The sequence below is a fragment of the Streptomyces sp. NPDC086549 genome, from assembly GCF_044746205.1.
GTDB lineage: Bacteria > Actinomycetota > Actinomycetes > Streptomycetales > Streptomycetaceae > Streptomyces.
This window is the reverse complement of sequence record NZ_JBIVBS010000002.1, coordinates 660,259-676,438: the sequence shown is the minus strand read 5'-3', so window position 1 is coordinate 676,438 and position 16,180 is coordinate 660,259. Positions and strand designations below refer to the sequence as shown.

At 71.4% G+C, this 16,180-nt stretch carries 16 protein-coding genes; 10 read left to right on the top strand and 6 right to left on the bottom strand.

Translation table 11 applies throughout. The annotated features are described in order from the left end of the window. Positions 1-176 precede the first annotated feature (176 nt). Positions 177-692: a carboxymuconolactone decarboxylase family protein gene (locus ACIPSA_RS09775; protein ID WP_402631099.1), complete on the bottom strand. Its 516-nt coding sequence runs from the start codon at positions 690-692 to the stop codon at positions 177-179. 47 nt (positions 693-739) lie between these two features. Between ACIPSA_RS09775 and ACIPSA_RS09770 the strand changes: the two genes are divergently transcribed. Continuing rightward, entirely contained in the window at positions 740-2,128 is a 1,389-nt protein-coding gene (locus tag ACIPSA_RS09770) for a PLP-dependent aminotransferase family protein (RefSeq protein ID WP_402631096.1), read from the top strand. Between the two features lie 201 nt (positions 2,129-2,329). Here ACIPSA_RS09770 and ACIPSA_RS09765 read toward each other — a convergent pair whose 3' ends face one another. Then, positions 2,330-3,154 carry a hypothetical protein gene (locus ACIPSA_RS09765; protein ID WP_402631740.1) on the bottom strand — a complete coding sequence of 275 codons (825 nt, stop codon included), beginning with the start codon at positions 3,152-3,154 and terminating at the stop codon, positions 2,330-2,332. Between the two features lie 125 nt (positions 3,155-3,279). Between ACIPSA_RS09765 and ACIPSA_RS09760 the strand changes: the two genes are divergently transcribed. Together ACIPSA_RS09760 and ACIPSA_RS09755 are read left to right on the top strand one after the other, a co-directional pair. Continuing rightward, positions 3,280-3,663: a hypothetical protein gene (locus tag ACIPSA_RS09760; RefSeq protein ID WP_402631093.1), complete on the top strand. Its 384-nt coding sequence runs from the start codon at positions 3,280-3,282 to the stop codon at positions 3,661-3,663. A 14-nt stretch (positions 3,664-3,677) separates the two neighbouring features. Next, entirely contained in the window at positions 3,678-4,877 is a 1,200-nt protein-coding gene (locus ACIPSA_RS09755; RefSeq protein WP_402631090.1) for a glutathionylspermidine synthase family protein, read from the top strand. On the opposite strand, the gene rocD is transcribed toward ACIPSA_RS09755, so the two are convergent. Beyond that, a complete protein-coding gene (rocD, locus tag ACIPSA_RS09750) occupies positions 4,874-6,079 on the bottom strand; it encodes an ornithine--oxo-acid transaminase (RefSeq protein ID WP_402631087.1) in 1,206 nt (401 codons plus the stop codon). The two genes, ACIPSA_RS09755 and rocD, sit on opposite strands and share 4 nt — an antisense overlap. A 221-nt stretch (positions 6,080-6,300) precedes the next feature. Between rocD and ACIPSA_RS09745 the strand changes: the two genes are divergently transcribed. The 3 genes from ACIPSA_RS09745 (at position 6,301) to ACIPSA_RS09735 (ending at position 9,667) form a co-directional block, all read left to right on the top strand. Then, complete coding sequence (locus ACIPSA_RS09745; protein ID WP_402631084.1) at positions 6,301-7,764, top strand: glycine hydroxymethyltransferase; 1,464 nt, start codon at positions 6,301-6,303, stop codon at positions 7,762-7,764. A gap of 82 nt (positions 7,765-7,846) precedes the next feature. Next, positions 7,847-8,860 carry a tryptophan--tRNA ligase gene (gene trpS, locus ACIPSA_RS09740; protein WP_402631081.1) on the top strand — a complete coding sequence of 338 codons (1,014 nt, stop codon included), beginning with the start codon at positions 7,847-7,849 and terminating at the stop codon, positions 8,858-8,860. Between the two features lie 195 nt (positions 8,861-9,055). Further along, positions 9,056-9,667, top strand: coding sequence for a 2'-5' RNA ligase family protein (locus tag ACIPSA_RS09735; RefSeq protein ID WP_402631079.1), 612 nt, complete (start codon positions 9,056-9,058; stop codon positions 9,665-9,667). 46 nt (positions 9,668-9,713) lie between these two features. Here ACIPSA_RS09735 and ACIPSA_RS09730 read toward each other — a convergent pair whose 3' ends face one another. Continuing rightward, positions 9,714-10,469 carry a decaprenylphospho-beta-D-erythro-pentofuranosid-2-ulose 2-reductase gene (locus tag ACIPSA_RS09730; RefSeq protein WP_402631076.1) on the bottom strand — a complete coding sequence of 252 codons (756 nt, stop codon included), beginning with the start codon at positions 10,467-10,469 and terminating at the stop codon, positions 9,714-9,716. Positions 10,470-10,569: 100 nt separating this feature from the next. Further along, entirely contained in the window at positions 10,570-11,925 is a 1,356-nt protein-coding gene (locus ACIPSA_RS09725) for an FAD-binding protein (protein ID WP_402631073.1), read from the bottom strand. 132 nt (positions 11,926-12,057) lie between these two features. Here ACIPSA_RS09725 and ACIPSA_RS09720 point away from each other — a divergent pair, with 132 nt between their 5' ends. From ACIPSA_RS09720 to ACIPSA_RS09705, 4 genes are read left to right on the top strand one after another with little or no spacing between them, the layout of a single operon-like run. After that, positions 12,058-12,567, top strand: a complete 510-nt coding sequence (locus ACIPSA_RS09720) for a phosphatase PAP2 family protein (protein ID WP_402631070.1) — start codon at positions 12,058-12,060, stop codon at positions 12,565-12,567. Further along, positions 12,560-13,564: a decaprenyl-phosphate phosphoribosyltransferase gene (locus tag ACIPSA_RS09715; protein WP_402631068.1), complete on the top strand. Its 1,005-nt coding sequence runs from the start codon at positions 12,560-12,562 to the stop codon at positions 13,562-13,564. Before ACIPSA_RS09720 ends, ACIPSA_RS09715 begins: the two co-directional genes overlap by 8 nt. Further along, positions 13,561-14,013 carry a GtrA family protein gene (locus tag ACIPSA_RS09710; RefSeq protein ID WP_402631065.1) on the top strand — a complete coding sequence of 151 codons (453 nt, stop codon included), beginning with the start codon at positions 13,561-13,563 and terminating at the stop codon, positions 14,011-14,013. The genes ACIPSA_RS09715 and ACIPSA_RS09710 overlap by 4 nt, the downstream gene beginning before the upstream one ends. Further along, entirely contained in the window at positions 14,001-14,912 is a 912-nt protein-coding gene (locus ACIPSA_RS09705; RefSeq protein WP_402631063.1) for a YihY/virulence factor BrkB family protein, read from the top strand. Before ACIPSA_RS09710 ends, ACIPSA_RS09705 begins: the two co-directional genes overlap by 13 nt. Here ACIPSA_RS09705 and ACIPSA_RS09700 read toward each other — a convergent pair. Continuing rightward, on the bottom strand, positions 14,857-16,137 hold the full coding sequence (locus ACIPSA_RS09700) for a D-alanyl-D-alanine carboxypeptidase family protein (protein WP_402631060.1): 1,281 nt from the start codon (positions 16,135-16,137) through the stop codon (positions 14,857-14,859). The genes ACIPSA_RS09705 and ACIPSA_RS09700 overlap by 56 nt on opposite strands. Between the last annotated feature and the right edge of the window lie 43 nt (positions 16,138-16,180).

Sequence of the window (16,180 nt, the reverse complement as noted above, 5' to 3'; positions counted from 1 at the left end):
GTCCGGTCATGCGCAGACACCATATGCACACGTAATGCGCGCGTAAAGTCCCTACCTGGATGTCAAGTTGGCTCGCCGGGGACATTCTTGCTGGTCACTGGCGGGTGCGATGAGCAAGGCCCGCCAGCAGCCGGGTTTTTGTGATTATCTTGTGTTCTTTCCAGGGGGTGAGCGCCTCAGCCGTGCTGCCCCGGCTGATAGTGCCCCGGGGTCATCCGGGTGCTCACGCCGAAGCGGTTCCAGGCGTTGATCATCGTGATCGCGGCGATCAGGTGGGACAGCTCCGCCTCGTCGAAGTGCTTGGCGGCGTGGTCGTACACCTCGTCCGGGACGAAGCCGTCGGTCAGGACCGTGATCGCCTCGGTCAGCTCGATCGCGGCCAGCTCGCGTTCCGTGTAGAAGTGCCGCGACTCCTCCCACGCGCTCAGCTGCACGATCCGCTCGACGCTCTCGCCGGCCGCCAGCGCGTCCTTGGTGTGCATGTCCAGGCAGAACGCGCAGTGGTTGAGCTGCGAGGCGCGGATCTTCACCAGCTCGTACAGCGTGGGGTCGTCCAGGCCCCGGCGGACGGCGGTCTCCAGGTGGATCATCGCCTTGTATACGCCCGGGGCGTGCTCGGCCCACCTCAGGCGGGGGGTGATCTCCGCGGCGTACTGGACGTCAGTCGTTTTGTTGTTCATGTCTTCGTTCATGTCTTCGACCCTATGGAGTAGGCGGCCCAGGAGTATGGTCCATTTCCATGGGGAAACCTTGGGCCGCTTTCGGGGTTGATCTGCATCTGGAGCCCTCCGGCGCGGGTGGGCTCCGCCGTGGGCTGACCGACGCCCTGCGGGACGCCGTGCGCAGCGGACGGCTCGCCCCGGGCACCCGGCTGCCCTCCTCCCGGACCCTCGCGGCCGACCTCGGCATCGCCCGGAACACCGTCGCCGAGGCGTACGGCGACCTGGTCGCGGAGGGCTGGCTCACCGCACGGCAGGGGTCGGGGACCCGGGTCGCCGAGCGAGCGGTCGTACCGCCCAGCGAGACGGCTCCGCGCCACCGCGCTCCCGGCCGGCCCACCCACAATCTGGTCCCCGGCACCCCCGACCTCGCCTCCTTCCCCCGCGCCGAGTGGCTCAAGGCGGCCCGCCGCGCCCTCACCGCCGCCCCCTCCCAGGCCTTCGGCTACGGCGACCCGCGCGGCCGCCCCGAACTGCGCACCGCCCTCGCCGGCTATCTCTCCCGCGCCCGCGGCGTGCGCGCCGACCCCGACGGGATCCTGGTGTGCAGCGGCTTCTCGTACGGGCTGAGGATCCTCGGCGCGGTGCTGCGGGCGCGCGGCGTACGGACGGTCGCGGTGGAGTCCTACGGCCTCGAATTCCACTGGAACCTGCTCACGACGGCCGGACTGGCCACCCGGCCGCTGCCGTACGACGAACTCGGCACGGACACCCGCGAGTTGACGGACGCCGGGGCGGTGCTGCTCACCCCCGCCCACCAGTTCCCGATGGGTACGGCGCTGCACCCGGACCGGCGTGCGGCCGTCGTGGACTGGGCGCGGCGCACCGGCGGGCTGGTCCTGGAGGACGACTACGACGGCGAGTTCCGCTACGACCGCCAGCCGGTCGGCGCCCTTCAGGGCCTGGACCCCGACCACGTGGTCTACCTGGGCACCGCCAGCAAGTCCCTCGCCCCCGGCCTGCGGCTGGCCTGGATGGTGCTGCCGCCCTCCCTCATGGAGGAGTGCGCGGCGGCCAAGGGCCGTGTCGACAACTGCGGGGTGCTGGACCAGCTGACCCTGGCGGAGTTCATCACCTCCGGGGCGTACGACCGCCACGTACGCTCCGCCCGCCTGCGCTACCGGCGCCGCCGGGACGCCCTCGTCGCGGCCCTGGCCGCCCGCGCGCCCGAGGTCCGCGCCACCGGCATCGCGGCCGGCCTGCACGCCGTCCTGCGCCTGCCGCCCGGCACCGAGCGGTCGGTGGTCCAGGCGGCCGCCTGGCAGGGCCTCGCCCTGCACGGCCTGTCCTTCTACCGCCACGAACGGGCCGCCGCCGACCCGTTGGACGCCCTGGTCGTCGGCTACGGGACCCCGTCGGACCACAGCTGGGCCGGGGCCCTGGAGGCGTTGTGCCGGGTGCTGCCGTGACCCCGGCGGCCCTGGGGTCAGTCCGGCGGATCATGGCGCAGACGCGGGGTCCGGCACGCCCATCTGCCGTGTTGTCGTCGGTTGCCGACTCCCCCACGCTCGGCTGCGCTCGCGCGGGGGACCCCATGACCCCGCTCACCTGGACTGATGAGGCGCCGCTGCCTTCCTGCGACCCGATCCGCCGGACAGGCCCTCGGCACCCTACGGCGTCTCCACCGGCGCCTCCCCGAACCGCGCCAGCGCCAGCGCCCCCGCCACGGCCACGGCGAAGCCCAGCACCGCCAGCCAGGTCAGCCCCTCCCGCGTACGGTCCCCGAGCCACACCACCCCCACCGCCGCCGGGCCGATCGTCTCCCCGATCACCATCCCCGCGGTGGCCGTCGTCACCGAACCCCGTTGCAGGGCCGACGTCAGCAGCAGGAACGCGGCGCCCCCGCCGATGAGCAGGGCATAGGTCGCCGGGTTGGTGAGCAGGTCGGACGGCCGGAGCGAGTCGATCAGCCGGACCGCCACCTCCACCACCCCGAAGCCGAACCCGGCCCCCAGCCCGAGCAGCAGCGCCCGCCCCCGTCCGGGCAACCGCCCGCCGACCGTGCCGAGGAGCAGCACCCCGAAGGACGCGCCCAGCATCGCGTACTTAAGCGCCGCCGAACCGCCCCGGTCCCCCTCCGTCCCGGACGCCAGCCCCAGCATCGCCAGCCCGGCGCACACCGCCCCGACCGCGCGCCACTCCATCACGCTCAACCGCACCCGCAGCAGCCGCGCCGCGACCACCGCGGTCACCGCGAGGCTGGCCGCGAGCGCCGCGCCGACCGCGTAGATGGGAATCGACCGCAACGCCGCGATCTGCAGCAGGAAGCCGAGCCCGTCCAGCGCCAGCCCGGCCAGGTAGCGCCACTGTCGCAGCGCCCGCAGCAGCAGCGCGGCGTCTCCGCCCCCGCCCGTGTCGGCGGCCTCCCGCGCGGCCATCGCCTGCAACACCGTCGCCGTACCGAAGCAGACCGCAGCGCCGAGCGCACACACCATTCCAAAGAGCACAGAGCGACTGTAGGGGAGCGGGAAAAACGGGGGGGCTCCCGTGGCGCCGTTCTCACCGGCCTCTAGGCTGACCGGACAGCAGCAGGAAATCAGCCGACGGGGGACACACGAACATGGCCGACACACGCCGACAACTCCGTTCCGGAACGGTCGTCCTCGGCGGGATGGGCCTGCTCGCGGCCGCCCTCACCGCCTGCTCGTCCGAACCGGACAAGCGCTGCGTCGACCGCGACAGCTACAACCTCGCCAAGGGCTACAAGGTCGTCTCCGACAAGAACTGCAAGTCCACCCAGTCCTCCGCCAAGTCCGCCAAGGTGACCAAGGTCTCCGTAAACGGTGCCTGGTACTACGGCGGCGACAAGAAGAGCGGCTGGGTCGACGGCGGCTCCTTCACCAGGCCTGGCAAGGGATCGGGCGGCTCCTCCGACGACGACAGCCACCGCAGCGGCGTGCACCGCGGTGGCTTCGGCGGCGGTCATGGCAGCTCCGGCGGCTGAACGAAGCACGCGAGATGGAACGCCGCACGATCGAACCCCGCCCCGGCTGGCAGCAGACCGTCGAGGAGCAGGGGCTGGTCTACCCGCTCACCCGCCACCCCGACGGCTCCCTGCGCCCCTACTGGGACGAGAGCGCGTACTACGCCTTCACGCTCGACGAGGTCGAGGCGCTGGAGGAGACCGTCGAGGAACTGCACCGCATGTGCCTGACGGCGGCCGAACACATCGTGAGGGAGCACCGCTTCGCCGACCTCGGCATCACCGACCCGCGCGTCGCGCGGGCGGTCGCCGAGGCCTGGCGGCGGCGTGCCGAACTCCCTTCCGTCTACGGCCGCTTCGACCTCCGTTACGACGGCACCGGCCCGGCGAAGCTCCTGGAGTACAACGCCGACACCCCCACCTCGCTGGTCGAGGCCGCCTCACCCCAGTGGTTCTGGATGCAGGACCGCTTCCCCGGCGCCGACCAGTGGAACTCGCTGCACGAACGCCTCGTCGCCGCCTGGAAGAAGCAGGCCGCGCTCCTCCCGCCCGGCAGTCCCCTGTACTTCGCGCACTCCTCCGAGGACGAGCTGGGCGAGGACCTGATGACCGTCGCCTATCTGAAGGAGACCGCCGAGCAGGCCGGCCTGGACACCGACTGGATCTCCATGGAGGAGATCGGCTGGGACCCGCTCTCCGGACGCTTCGTCGACAACCGGCTCCACTTCATCCGCAGCTGCTTCAAGCTCTACCCGTGGGAGTGGCTCACCACCGACGCCTTCGCCGGCCACGTCCTCGACACCCTCGACAACGGCGGCGGCACCGGCAGCACCCTGTGGATCGAGCCCGCGTGGAAGATGCTGCTGAGCAACAAGGCCCTCCTGGCGATCCTCTGGGAGCTGCACCCCGGCCACCCCAACCTCCTTCCCGCCTACCTCGACGGCCCGCGCGAGCTCGCGGCGACCACCGGCTACGTCGCCAAGCCCCTGCTGGGCCGGGAGGGCGCCGGTGTCACCGTCCACGAGCCCGGCTCGGAGCCCGTCGTACGGGAGGAGCCCTGCTGCTACCAGCAGCTGGCCCCGCTCCCCGTCTTCGACCGCAACCACGTCGTCCTCGGCGCCTGGGTCGTCGAGGACGAGTCCGCCGGACTGGGCATCCGCGAGTCCTCGGGCCTGATCACGGACGAGTACGCCCGCTTCCTGCCCCACGTGATCATCCAGGGCGACGGGCCCTAGACACCCAGCACGCCACGGAGCTGGTCGAGGCCCCAGTCCAGGTCCTCCTTGCCGATCACCAGCGGCGGGGCGATCCGGATCGTCGAGCCGTGGGTGTCCTTCACCAGGACGCCCCGGTCCATGAGCTGCTCCGACACCTGCCGCCCCGTCCCGGTCCGCCGGGCGATGTCGACCCCGGCCCACAGCCCGCGCCCCCGCACCTGCGTCACCTTTCCGGTGCCGAGCAGCGCGCCCAGCTCGCGGTGCAGATGCGCGCCCAGCTCCGCGGACCGCGCCTGGTACTCGCCCGTCCGCAGCAGAGCGATCACCTCCAGCGCCACGGCACAGGCCAGCGGATTCCCGCCGAACGTCGACCCGTGCTCACCGGGCCGGAACACCCCCAGCACCTCCGCGCTCGACACCACCGCCGACACCGGCACGATCCCGCCGCCCAGTGCCTTCCCCAGCACGTACATGTCCGGCACGACGCCCTCGTGCTCGCAGGCGAAGGTCCGCCCGGTCCGGCCCAGCCCCGACTGGATCTCGTCCGCGATGAACAGGACGTTCCGCTCCCGCGTCAGCTCCCGCACCGCCGGCAGATAACCCTCCGGCGGCACGATCACCCCCGACTCGCCCTGGATCGGCTCCAGCAGCACCGCGGCCGTGTTCTCGGTGAGCGCGTCCCGCATCGCGGTCAGGTCCCCGTACGGCACGATCTCGAAGCCCGGCGTGTACGGCCCGAAGTCCGCCCGCGCCTCCGGGTCCGTGGAGAAGCTGATCACGGTCGTCGTACGGCCGTGGAAGTTGCCGCCCGCGACCACGATCTTCGCCATCTCCGCGGGCACCCTCTTCACCCGGTACCCCCACTTCCGGGCCGTCTTCACCGCCGTCTCCACCGCCTCCACCCCGGTGTTCATCGGCAGCACCATCTCCATGCCGCACAGCTCGGCCAGCTCCGTGCAGAACGCGGCGAACCGGTCGTGGTGGAACGCGCGGGACGTCAGCGTCACCCGCTCCAGCTGCGCCTTGGCCGCCTGCACCAGCCGGGGATGGCCGTGCCCGAAGTTCAGCGCCGAATACCCGGCCAGCAGATCGAGATACCGCCTCCCCTCGACATCCGTCATCCAGGCGCCGTCCGCGGTGGCCACGACCACCGGCAGCGGGTGGTAGTTGTGCGCACTGTGGGCGTCGGCGGCGGCGATGAGCGTCTCCGTAGCGTTCACGGGATCTCCAGAGGGCCAGAGAGTCGGTTTCGCCCCCTTCTTATCCTCGCTCGCATGGTGGACGTGGGACCTGCCGAATCCGACGCGCCCGGTAGGCTGACCAGCGGGCCGTAACTGGCGCGCTGGGATGGGACGGACCATCGGGGAGCGGCCCGAGCGGGAAACAGTGCCGTGCGCCTGGGCCGAGCCGAGTACGCCGAATGCCACGTCCGGAGGTCCCGATGCCCGAGAATTCCGCCAGTCCTGCGCCTCTCTCCACCGAGTCGACGGCCTTCCGAGCCGCCCTCGACGTGATCCGCGCCGTCGAGCCGCGCGTCGCCGACGCCATCGGGCAGGAGGTGGCCGACCAGCGCGAGATGCTGAAGCTGATCGCCTCCGAGAACTACGCCTCCCCGGCCACCCTGCTTGCCATGGGCAACTGGTTCAGCGACAAGTACGCCGAGGGCACCATCGGCCGCCGGTTCTACGCCGGCTGCCGCAATGTCGACACCGTCGAGTCCCTCGCCGCCGAGCACGCCAAGGAGCTGTTCGGCGCCCGCCACGCCTACGTCCAGCCGCACTCCGGCATCGACGCCAACCTCGTCGCCTTCTGGGCCGTCCTCGCCCAGCGTGTCGAGGCGCCCGCCCTGGAGAAGGCCGGCGTCCGCCAGGTCAACGACCTCTCCGAGGCCGACTGGGCCGAGCTGCGCCAGGCCTTCGGCAACCAGCGCATGCTCGGGATGTCCCTGGACGCCGGCGGCCACCTCACCCACGGCTTCCGCCCGAATATTTCCGGGAAAATGTTCGACCAGCGGTCCTACGGCACCGACCCCGCCACCGGCCTGATCGACTACGAGGCCCTGCGCGCGTCGGCCCGTGACTTCAAGCCGCTGATCATCGTCGCCGGCTACTCCGCGTACCCCCGCCTGGTGAACTTCCGGATCATGCGGGAGATCGCCGACGAGGTCGGCGCGACGCTCATGGTCGACATGGCCCACTTCGCGGGCCTGGTCGCGGGCAAGGTCCTCACCGGCGACTTCGACCCGGTCCCGCACGCCCAGATCGTGACCACGACCACCCACAAGTCGCTGCGCGGCCCGCGCGGCGGCATGGTCCTGTGCGACGACTCGCTCAAGGACCAGGTCGACCGCGGCTGCCCGATGGTCCTGGGCGGCCCGCTCCCGCACGTCATGGCCGCCAAGGCCGTCGCCCTGGCCGAGGCACGTCAGCCGTCCTTCCAGGACTACGCCCAGCGGATCGTGGACAACTCCCGCGCCCTCGCCGAGGGCCTGATGCGGCGCGGCGCCACGCTGGTCACCGGTGGCACCGACAACCACCTCAACCTGATCGACGTCGCCGGCTCCTACGGCCTCACCGGCCGCCAGGCCGAGGCCGCCCTCCTCGAATCCGGCATCGTCACCAACCGCAACGCCATCCCGGCCGACCCCAACGGTGCCTGGTACACCTCCGGCATCCGCATCGGCACCCCCGCCCTGACCACCCGGGGCCTGGGCACCGCGGAGATGGACGAGGTCGCGGGCCTGATCGACCGCGTCCTGACCACCGCCGAGCCCGGCACCACCAAGTCGGGCGCCCCCTCCAAGGCCTCCCACGTCCTGGACGAGAAGATCGCGGACGAGATCTCCCGCAGGGCGACGGACCTGGTGGCGGGCTTCCCGCTGTACCCCGAGATCGACCTGGGCTGACACACGCCGGCACCCCGGGCAGCCCTCAGGGCTGCCCGGGACCCGTTCCGGGCGGCGGCCCCGCTCTGAGAGAATGATGAGTATGGCCTCTGATCGTGCTCGCGTGCTCTCCGGAATCCAGCCCACCGCCGGCTCGTTCCACCTCGGCAACTACCTCGGCGCCGTCCGCCAGTGGGTGGCCCTGCAGGAGTCCCACGACGCGTTCTACATGGTCGTCGACCTGCACGCGATCACGGTCCCGCAGGACCCGGCGGAGCTGCGCGCCAACACCCGGCTCGCCGCCGCCCAGCTCCTCGCGGCCGGCCTCGACCCGGAGCGCTGCACGCTCTTCGTCCAGAGCCACGTGCCCGAGCACGCCCAGCTCGCCTGGGTCATGAACTGCCTCACCGGCTTCGGCGAGGCCTCCCGCATGACCCAGTTCAAGGACAAGGCCGCCAGACAGGGTGCCGACCGCGCCTCCGTCGGCCTGTTCACCTACCCGGTCCTGCAGGTCGCCGACATCCTGCTGTACCAGGCCAACGAGGTCCCGGTCGGCGAGGACCAGCGCCAGCACGTCGAGCTCACCCGCGACCTCGCCGAGCGTTTCAACGGCCGCTTCGGCCAGACCTTCATCATTCCGAAGCCGTACATCCTCAAGGAGACGGCGAAGATCTACGACCTCCAGGACCCGTCGATCAAGATGAGCAAGTCGGCGTCCACGCCGAAGGGCCTCATCAACCTCCTCGACGAGCCGAAGGCGACGGCGAAGAAGGTCAAGAGCGCGGTCACCGACACGGACACCGTGGTCCGCTTCGACGCGGAGAACAAGCCCGGCGTGAGCAACCTGCTCACGATCTATTCGACGCTCACCGGTGCGGGTATCGCCGAACTGGAAGAGAAGTACGAAGGCAAGGGCTACGGTGCGCTCAAGACCGACCTCGCCGAGATCATGGTCGAGTTCGTGACGCCGTTCCGGGAGCGCACCCAGCAGTACCTGGACGACCCCGAGACGCTCGACTCGATCCTGGCCAAGGGCGCGGAGAAGGCACGGTCCGTCGCCGCGGAGACCCTCTCCCAGGCGTACGACCGGGTGGGTTTCCTGCCTGCCAAGCACTGAGGCGTACGACCGCACACACGTACCAACGGGCAGAGCGCTGCACATCACTACGGCTGCGCCTGCCCACAGCACAGCCGTGGCCGTACAGTCGATAGCCGGACGGCTGAGTACGAACCAGACAACACACCCGACTGCCACTCGACTGCCGTCCGACCGCGCACTCGACGAGCACCCGGCACGACGACAGGAGACGACGTGGGGACCGTAACGATCGGCGTGTCGATCGCGGTCCCGGAGCCTCACGGCAGCCTGCTCCAGGAGCGGCGCGCGGGCTTCGGCGACCTCGCGGCTCACGGCATCCCCACGCACGTCACGCTGCTGCCGCCGACCGAGCTCGACGCCGCCGGCCTGCCGGCCGTCGAGGCGCATCTGACCGAGGTCGCCGCGACCGGCCGCCCCTTCCCGATGCGGCTGTCCGGCACCGGCACCTTCCGGCCCCTGTCGCCGGTGGTGTTCGTGCAGGTCGTCCAGGGCGCCGAGGCCTGCACCCGGCTGCAGGCACGGGTCCGCGACGTCTCGGGTCCCCTCGCGCGCGATCTGCAGTTCCCGTACCACCCGCACGTCACGGTGGCGCACGGCATCGACGACGCGGCGATGGACCGTGCCTTCCGGGAACTCGCCGACTACGAGGCCGAGTGGCCGTGCACGGGCTTCGCGCTGTACGAACAGGGCCCCGACGGCGTGTGGCGCAAGCTCCGGGAGTTCGTCTTCGGCGGGTCCGTGGTGCCGCCGCAGGCCGGGCACGCGGGCATCGAGGACATCGAGGACATCGAGGACATCGAGCGCGGGACCATCGCCAGCCGGTAGCCGGTAGCCGGTAGCCGGTAGCCGGTAGCCGGTAGCCGCGTCTGCGCTAGATCGGCAACCGGCGGAACACCGCACGCGGCACGTGCCGCAGGGCCGACATCACCAGCCGCAGCATTCCCGGCACCCACACCGTCTCCGAGCGGCGGCGCAGCCCCAGCTCGATGGCCGCGGCGACCTCCTCCGGGGTGGTGGACAGCGGCATCTCGTCGAGACCGGCCGTCATCTTCGAGCGTACGAAGCCGGGGCGCACCACCATGACGTGGACGCCGGTGCCGTACAGCGCGTCGCCGAGCCCCTGGGCGAAGGCGTCCAGGCCGGCCTTGCTGGAACCGTAGATGAAGTTCGAGCGGCGGGGGCGTTCGCCCGCGACCGAGGACAGCACCGCCAGGGAGCCGTGCCCCTGGGACTGGAGGGCCCGCGCGCTCACCAGGCCCGCCGACACCGCACCCGTGTAGTTGGTCTGGGCGACGCGCACCGCGTTCACCGGCTCCCGCTCGTCGCGCGCCTGTTCGCCGAGGATCCCGAACGCGAGCAGCACCATGTCGATGTCGCCCTCGGCGAAGACCTTGCCGAGCACGGTCTCGTGGGATTCGGGGTCGAGCGCGTCGAAGGCGACGGTGCGGACGTGCGCCCCCAGGGAGCGCAGGCTGTCGGCCGCGTTCTCCAGGGCGGGCGACGGGCGGCCCGCCAGCCACACGGTGCGGGTGCGGCGGGCGATCAGCCGGCGCGCGGTGGCCAGCGCGATCTCGGACGTGCCGCCGAGGACGAGCAGGGACTGGGGGATGCCGAAGGCGTCCTTCACGACAGCTCCTTGGGGCGGGTGTGAGGGATTGGAGCGGTGCGGGTGTGAGGGATTGGAGCGGTGCGGGTGTGAGGGATTGGAGCGGTGAGGGTGCGGGAGGTCAGAGCCCGAGGCGGCGGGCCAGATCGGAGACGAACACCCCGCGCGGGTCCAGCTCCGCGCGCAGGGCCCGGAAGTCGTCGAGCCGGGGGTACATGGCGGCGAGCAGCTCCGGCCGCAGCCGGGAGTCCTTGGCGAGGTAGACACGCCCGCCGGCCATGACGACCTCCTCGTCGAGTTCGTCGAGGAGGGCGCCGAGGCCGGGCAGGGCGGCCGGGATGTCGAGGGCGAGCGTCCAGCCGGGTACGGGGAAGGACAGCCATCCGGGGTCGGCGTCGCCGAACCGCTTGAGGACGGCCAGGAAGGAGGGGCACCGGCGCTCCGAGACGCGGCGCACGATCCGGCGCAGGGCGTCCTCCTGGCCGTATCCGACGACGAACTGGTACTGCACGAAGCCGCCGCGCCCATAGATCCGGTTCCAGTGCGGCACCGCGTCCAGGGGGTGGAAGAAGGCCGAGATCCCCTGCAGCTCACCGGTACGCGCGCGTGGCGCCCTTCGGTACCAGAGTTCGTTGAACAATCCGACGGTGGTGCTGCCGAGCAGTCCCTCCGGGACGAAGGACGGGGCGGCCGGGAGCCGGCGCGGGCGGAAGGCCAGCGGGTCCCGCCACGCGCGCGTGCCCTCGCGCAGCGCCTCCAGGTGCGCGTGGTCGCCGCGGGTCAGCACCGCGCGGCCGGTCGCCGCGCCGCGCGCCAGCAGGTCGATCCAGGCGACCGAGTAGCGGTAGCGGTGGTCGGTGGCCGTCAGACGGGCCATCAGGTCGTCGAGATCCGTGGCGCGTTCGGTGTCGACCGACAGGTACGAGGTCTCGACCGGCAGCAGTCGCACCGTGGCCGTGAGGATCATCCCGGTCAGGCCCATGCCGCCCGCGGTGGCGTCGAACAGGGGCGTGCCGCGGCCCACCGTGCGGATCCCGCCGTCGGCGGTGAGGAGTTCCAGGGACAGCACATGGCGGGAGAAGGAGCCGGAGACGTGGTGGTTCTTGCCGTGGATGTCGGCGCCGATCGCCCCGCCGACCGTCACCTGGCGGGTGCCCGGGGTCACCGGCACGAACCAGCCGAGCGGCAGCAGCACCTCCATCAGCCGGTGCAGAGACACGCCCGCGTCGCACAGCACGGTGCCGCCGTCGGCGTCGATGGCGTGGATGCGGTCGAGCCCCGTCATGTCGATGACGGACCCGCCGGCGTTCTGCGCCGCGTCTCCGTACGCCCGCCCCAGCCCCCGCGCGATGCCCCCGCGGGCCCCGCAGTTCCGGACGGCGGCCGTGGCCTCCTCGTACGTCCGGGGGTGGATCAGGCGGGCTGTGGTGGGTGCGGTGCGGCCCCATCCGGTGACGGACACCGTGTCTCCAGGCATGTCGGTGACCGTATCGCCCCTATGTGGACGATTGATTACCAAACATAACCTGCTACCCGAAATGGGTGATTAATGGGATGTCGCTTAATATTGTCATAGTTTTATGGGCGTGGACGTGAACAGTGAGTCCACATGGACGACTTCGACGACCTGGACCACAGGATCCTTTCTGCACTCCACGCCTGCGGCACCGATCCGCGCGTCGCGTCCGCCGCACGCTGCCTGTCCCTGGCCGGCGAGCACGCCGCGCTGTGGCTCGGGGCGGGCCTCGTCGGAGCCGCCGTGGACAGTGCGCGGCGCGGCTCCTGGCTGCGCGGCACGGCGCTCGTCGCGGGCGCGCACCTGGCCGGCACGAGCGTGAAGCAGCTCGTGCGCCGCGCACGCCCGACGCACGTCGAGCCCCTGGTGCGCACCGCGGGCAGGCACTCCTTCCCGAGCTCCCACGCGGCCTCCTCCATGGCCGCCGCCGTCGCCTTCGGGACGCTGGGGGCGTACGGGATCACGCCGCTCGCCGCCGCCATGTGCGTCTCCCGCCTGGTCGTCGGCGTCCACTACCCCTCGGACGTGGTGGCCGGCGCGGCACTGGGGGCGCTCACGGCGCGACTTGGAGCGGGCTGGATGAACAGAGGCGCTCATGACTGAGACAGCGCCCCTCACGAACGGCGTGCGCGAAGGCCTGCACGAAGGCGCGCACACCGCGGAAGCAGCCCTCCTGGAACAGCGCACGCACCGCGAGCCACCCGCGCGCGTGCGCACGGGCACCCTCCTGGGAGGCCTGCTGAGGACCACCCGCCCCAAGCAGTGGATCAAGAACACCCTCGTGGTCGCCGCCCCGGCCGCCGCCGGACAGCTCTTCTCCCGGCACGCCGTCGTCCAGGTCGCCCTCGTCTTCGTCCTGTTCACCGCCTGCGCCGCCGCCGTCTACCTGATCAACGACGCCCGCGACGCCGAGGCCGACCGTGCCCACCCCACCAAGTGCCACCGCCCGGTCGCCGCCGGACAGGTCCCCGTGCCCGTCGCGTACGCCACCGGAGGCGCCCTGGCCGTCCTCGCGCCGGCCGCCGCGGCCCTGCTGACCTCACCGGTCGTCGCGGCCCTCCTGACGGCCTACATCGGCGTGCAACTGGCGTACTGCGTCAGCCTCAAGCACGTCCTGGTCGTCGACCTCGTCGTCGTCACCACGGGCTTCCTGATGCGGGCGGTGATCGGCGGGGTCGCGCTCGGCATCCCGCTGTCCCGCTGGTTCCTGATCACCACGGGCTTCGGGGCGCTGTTCATGGTTTCGGCCAAGCGCTACTCCGAAGCCCTGCAGATGGCCGGAAAAGCGGGCGCCACGCGCGCGTTGCTCACCGAGTACACCACCGGCTACCTCCGCTTCGTCTGGCAGCTCGCCGCCGGTGTCGCCGTCCTCGCCTACTGCATGTGGGCCCTGGAGGCGGGCGGCGTGCCGCACGCGAGCGTGCTGCCCTGGCGACAGCTGTCGATGGTCGCGTTCATCCTCGCGATCCTCAGGTACGCCGTCTTCGCCGACCGCGGCACCGCGGGTGAGCCCGAGGAGGTGGTCCTGCGCGACCGGGCCCTGGCCCTCATCGGCATGGTCTGGCTGGCGATGTACGCCCTGGCGGTGGCGAACTGGTGAGTGCGCCACAGAGCGCCCCCCGAAGCGCGCCACGCCACCGCGAAGTACTGGGCTTCGCAGTCGCCGGCCTGCTCGCCTACGCCGCCGACCTGGCCCTCTTCACGTACCTGCGCGGACCGGCCGCCCTCGGTCCGCTCACCGCCAAGACCCTGTCCTTCGTCGCGGGCTGCACGGTCGCGTACGCCGGCAACGCGCTCGGGACGTACCGGAACACCCGGCCGAGGGGCCTGCGCCCGTATGCCGTCTTCGTCGCCGTGAACATCGCGGGCGCCGTCGTCCAGCTCCTGTGTCTCGCCGTCAGCCACTACGGTCTCAACCTCACCTCGCAGCGCGCCGACACCGTCTCCGGCGCCGGGATCGGCATGGCGCTCGCCACTGTCCTGCGCTTTTGGGGTACTCGCACATTGGTGTTCCGCAGTGAGGGCAGAGTCGGGTCATGGACTGGCTGAAGAAGCTCCCCGTCATCGGGCCGCTCATCACGCTCCTGACCGCCACGCACGCGTGGCGGTCCTACGAGCGCCTGGACCGGGTGAAGTGGACACGGCTGGCCGCCGCGATGACCTTCATCAGCTTCATCGCCCTGTTCCCGCTGCTGACCGTGGGGGCCGCGGTCGCCGCCGCCACCCTGAGCGAGTCGCAGCAGCGGGATCTCCAGAACAAGATCGCCGACCAGGTCCCCGGCATCTCGGACCAGCTCGACATCAACTCCCTGGTCCAGAACGCCGGCACCGTCGGGTCCATCGCCGGTGCCGTCCTGCTGCTCGCCGGCATCGGCTGGGTCGGTCAGATGCGCGACTGCCTGCGCGCGGTGTGGGAGCTGCCCGACAGCGAGGAGAACCCGCTGCTGCGCAAGGTCAAGGACGCGGGCGTCCTCGTCGGCCTCGGCGGCGCGGTCGTGGCCACCCTCGTCATCTCCACCGTCGCCTCCGCCCTGGTGGGCCGGATCACCGACCAGCTCGGCATCGACCGGGCGAGCTGGGGCAGCTTCCTGCTGCGGACAGCCGCGTTCGCCGTGGCCGTGCTCGCGGACTTCCTGCTCCTGCTCTACGTCCTCACCCTGCTGCCCGGAGTCGAGCCGCCGCGCCGCCGTCTGATCGTCGCCGCGCTGATCGGCGCGGTCGGCTTCGAGCTGCTGAAGCTGCTGCTCAGCGGCTACATCCAGGGCATCGCCACGAAGAGCATGTACGGCGCCTTCGGTGTCCCCGTGGCCCTGCTCCTGTGGATCGACTTCACCTCGAAACTGGTCCTGTTCTGCGCCGCCTGGACGGCGACGCAGAGCGAGGAGACGGAGCTCACCGACGAGACGACCGACGGCGCACCAGATCCGGCAGCGGCCACCGGCGGTTGACCAGGAACACCCCGCCCGCCAGCAGCGCCAGCAGCCCACCGGTGATCGCCAGGGCGATGCCGACGCCCCTCGAACCGCCCCCGGACGAGGCGCTCGCCTCCGCCTTCGACGAGGACCCGCCGCCCGCCTCGGCGGAGGCGGAGGCGGAGGCGGAGGCGGCCGGCTGGGCGCTGGCCTGCGCCGCGCTCCTCGGCGCCACCAGCTCACCCACCGGCGACACCTTGCCGGCCGCCTTGAAGCCCCAGTCGAAGAGCCTGGCGGTCTCCTTGTAGACCTCGTTGTGCTCGCTCTTCTCCGGCTTCATCACGGTGACCAGCAGCACCCTGCCGCCCCGCTCGGCGACTCCGGTGAAGGTCGCGCCCGCGTTGGTGGTGTTGCCGTTCTTCACGCCGGCGATGCCCTGGTAGACGGGGACGTCGGTGTCGCCGCTCAGCAGCCGGTTGGTGTTCCGGATCTCGAAGGACTCGCGGACCGTCTTGCCCTTCTTCTTCGTCGTCGAACCCGGGAAGTTCGCCCGCACGGTCGAGCAGTACTCGCGGAAGTCCTTCTTCTGCAGTCCCGAACGGGCGAACAGGCTCAGGTCGTACGCCGAGGAGACCTGGCCCACGGCGTCGTAGCCGTCGGGGCTCACCACGTGCGTGTCGAGGGCCTGCAGCTCCTCGGCGTGCGCCCGCATGTCCTTGACGGTCTGCTCGACGCCGCCGTTCATCGAGGACAGCACGTGCACGGCGTCGTTGCCGGAGCGGAGGAAGACACCGAGCCACAGGTCGTGGACCGTGTAGGTCTCGCCCTCCTTTATCCCGACCATGCTGGAACCGGCGCCGATGCCCGCCATGTCCGCCGGCACCACCTTGTGCTTCGACGACTTCGGGAACCTCGGCAGGACCGTGTCGGCGAACAGCATCTTCAGCGTGCTCGCCGGGGGCAGCCGCCAGTGCGCGTTGTGCGCGGCGAGCACCTCGCCGGACTCGGCGTCGGAGACGATCCAGGAGCGCGCGGTGAGGTCCTTGGGGAGCGTGGGGACGCCGCCGCTCAGGTTGACCTGGGTGCCGGCCCGGCCGAGGCGGGTGCCGCCGACCGTCGACATGTGCGCCGGGGGAGTGGCCGACGGGGTCGTCGACGGGTGAGGGGCCGCGAGGGCGGCGGGCGCGGTGAGCGAAAGGGACAGCAAGGAGGCGGAAGTGACCAGCAAGGATCGCTTGACGGTCTTCTCGGGTGCGGGCACGGTCGAGAACGTACCTGCAGCGGACCGTGACGTCCCACCCGAC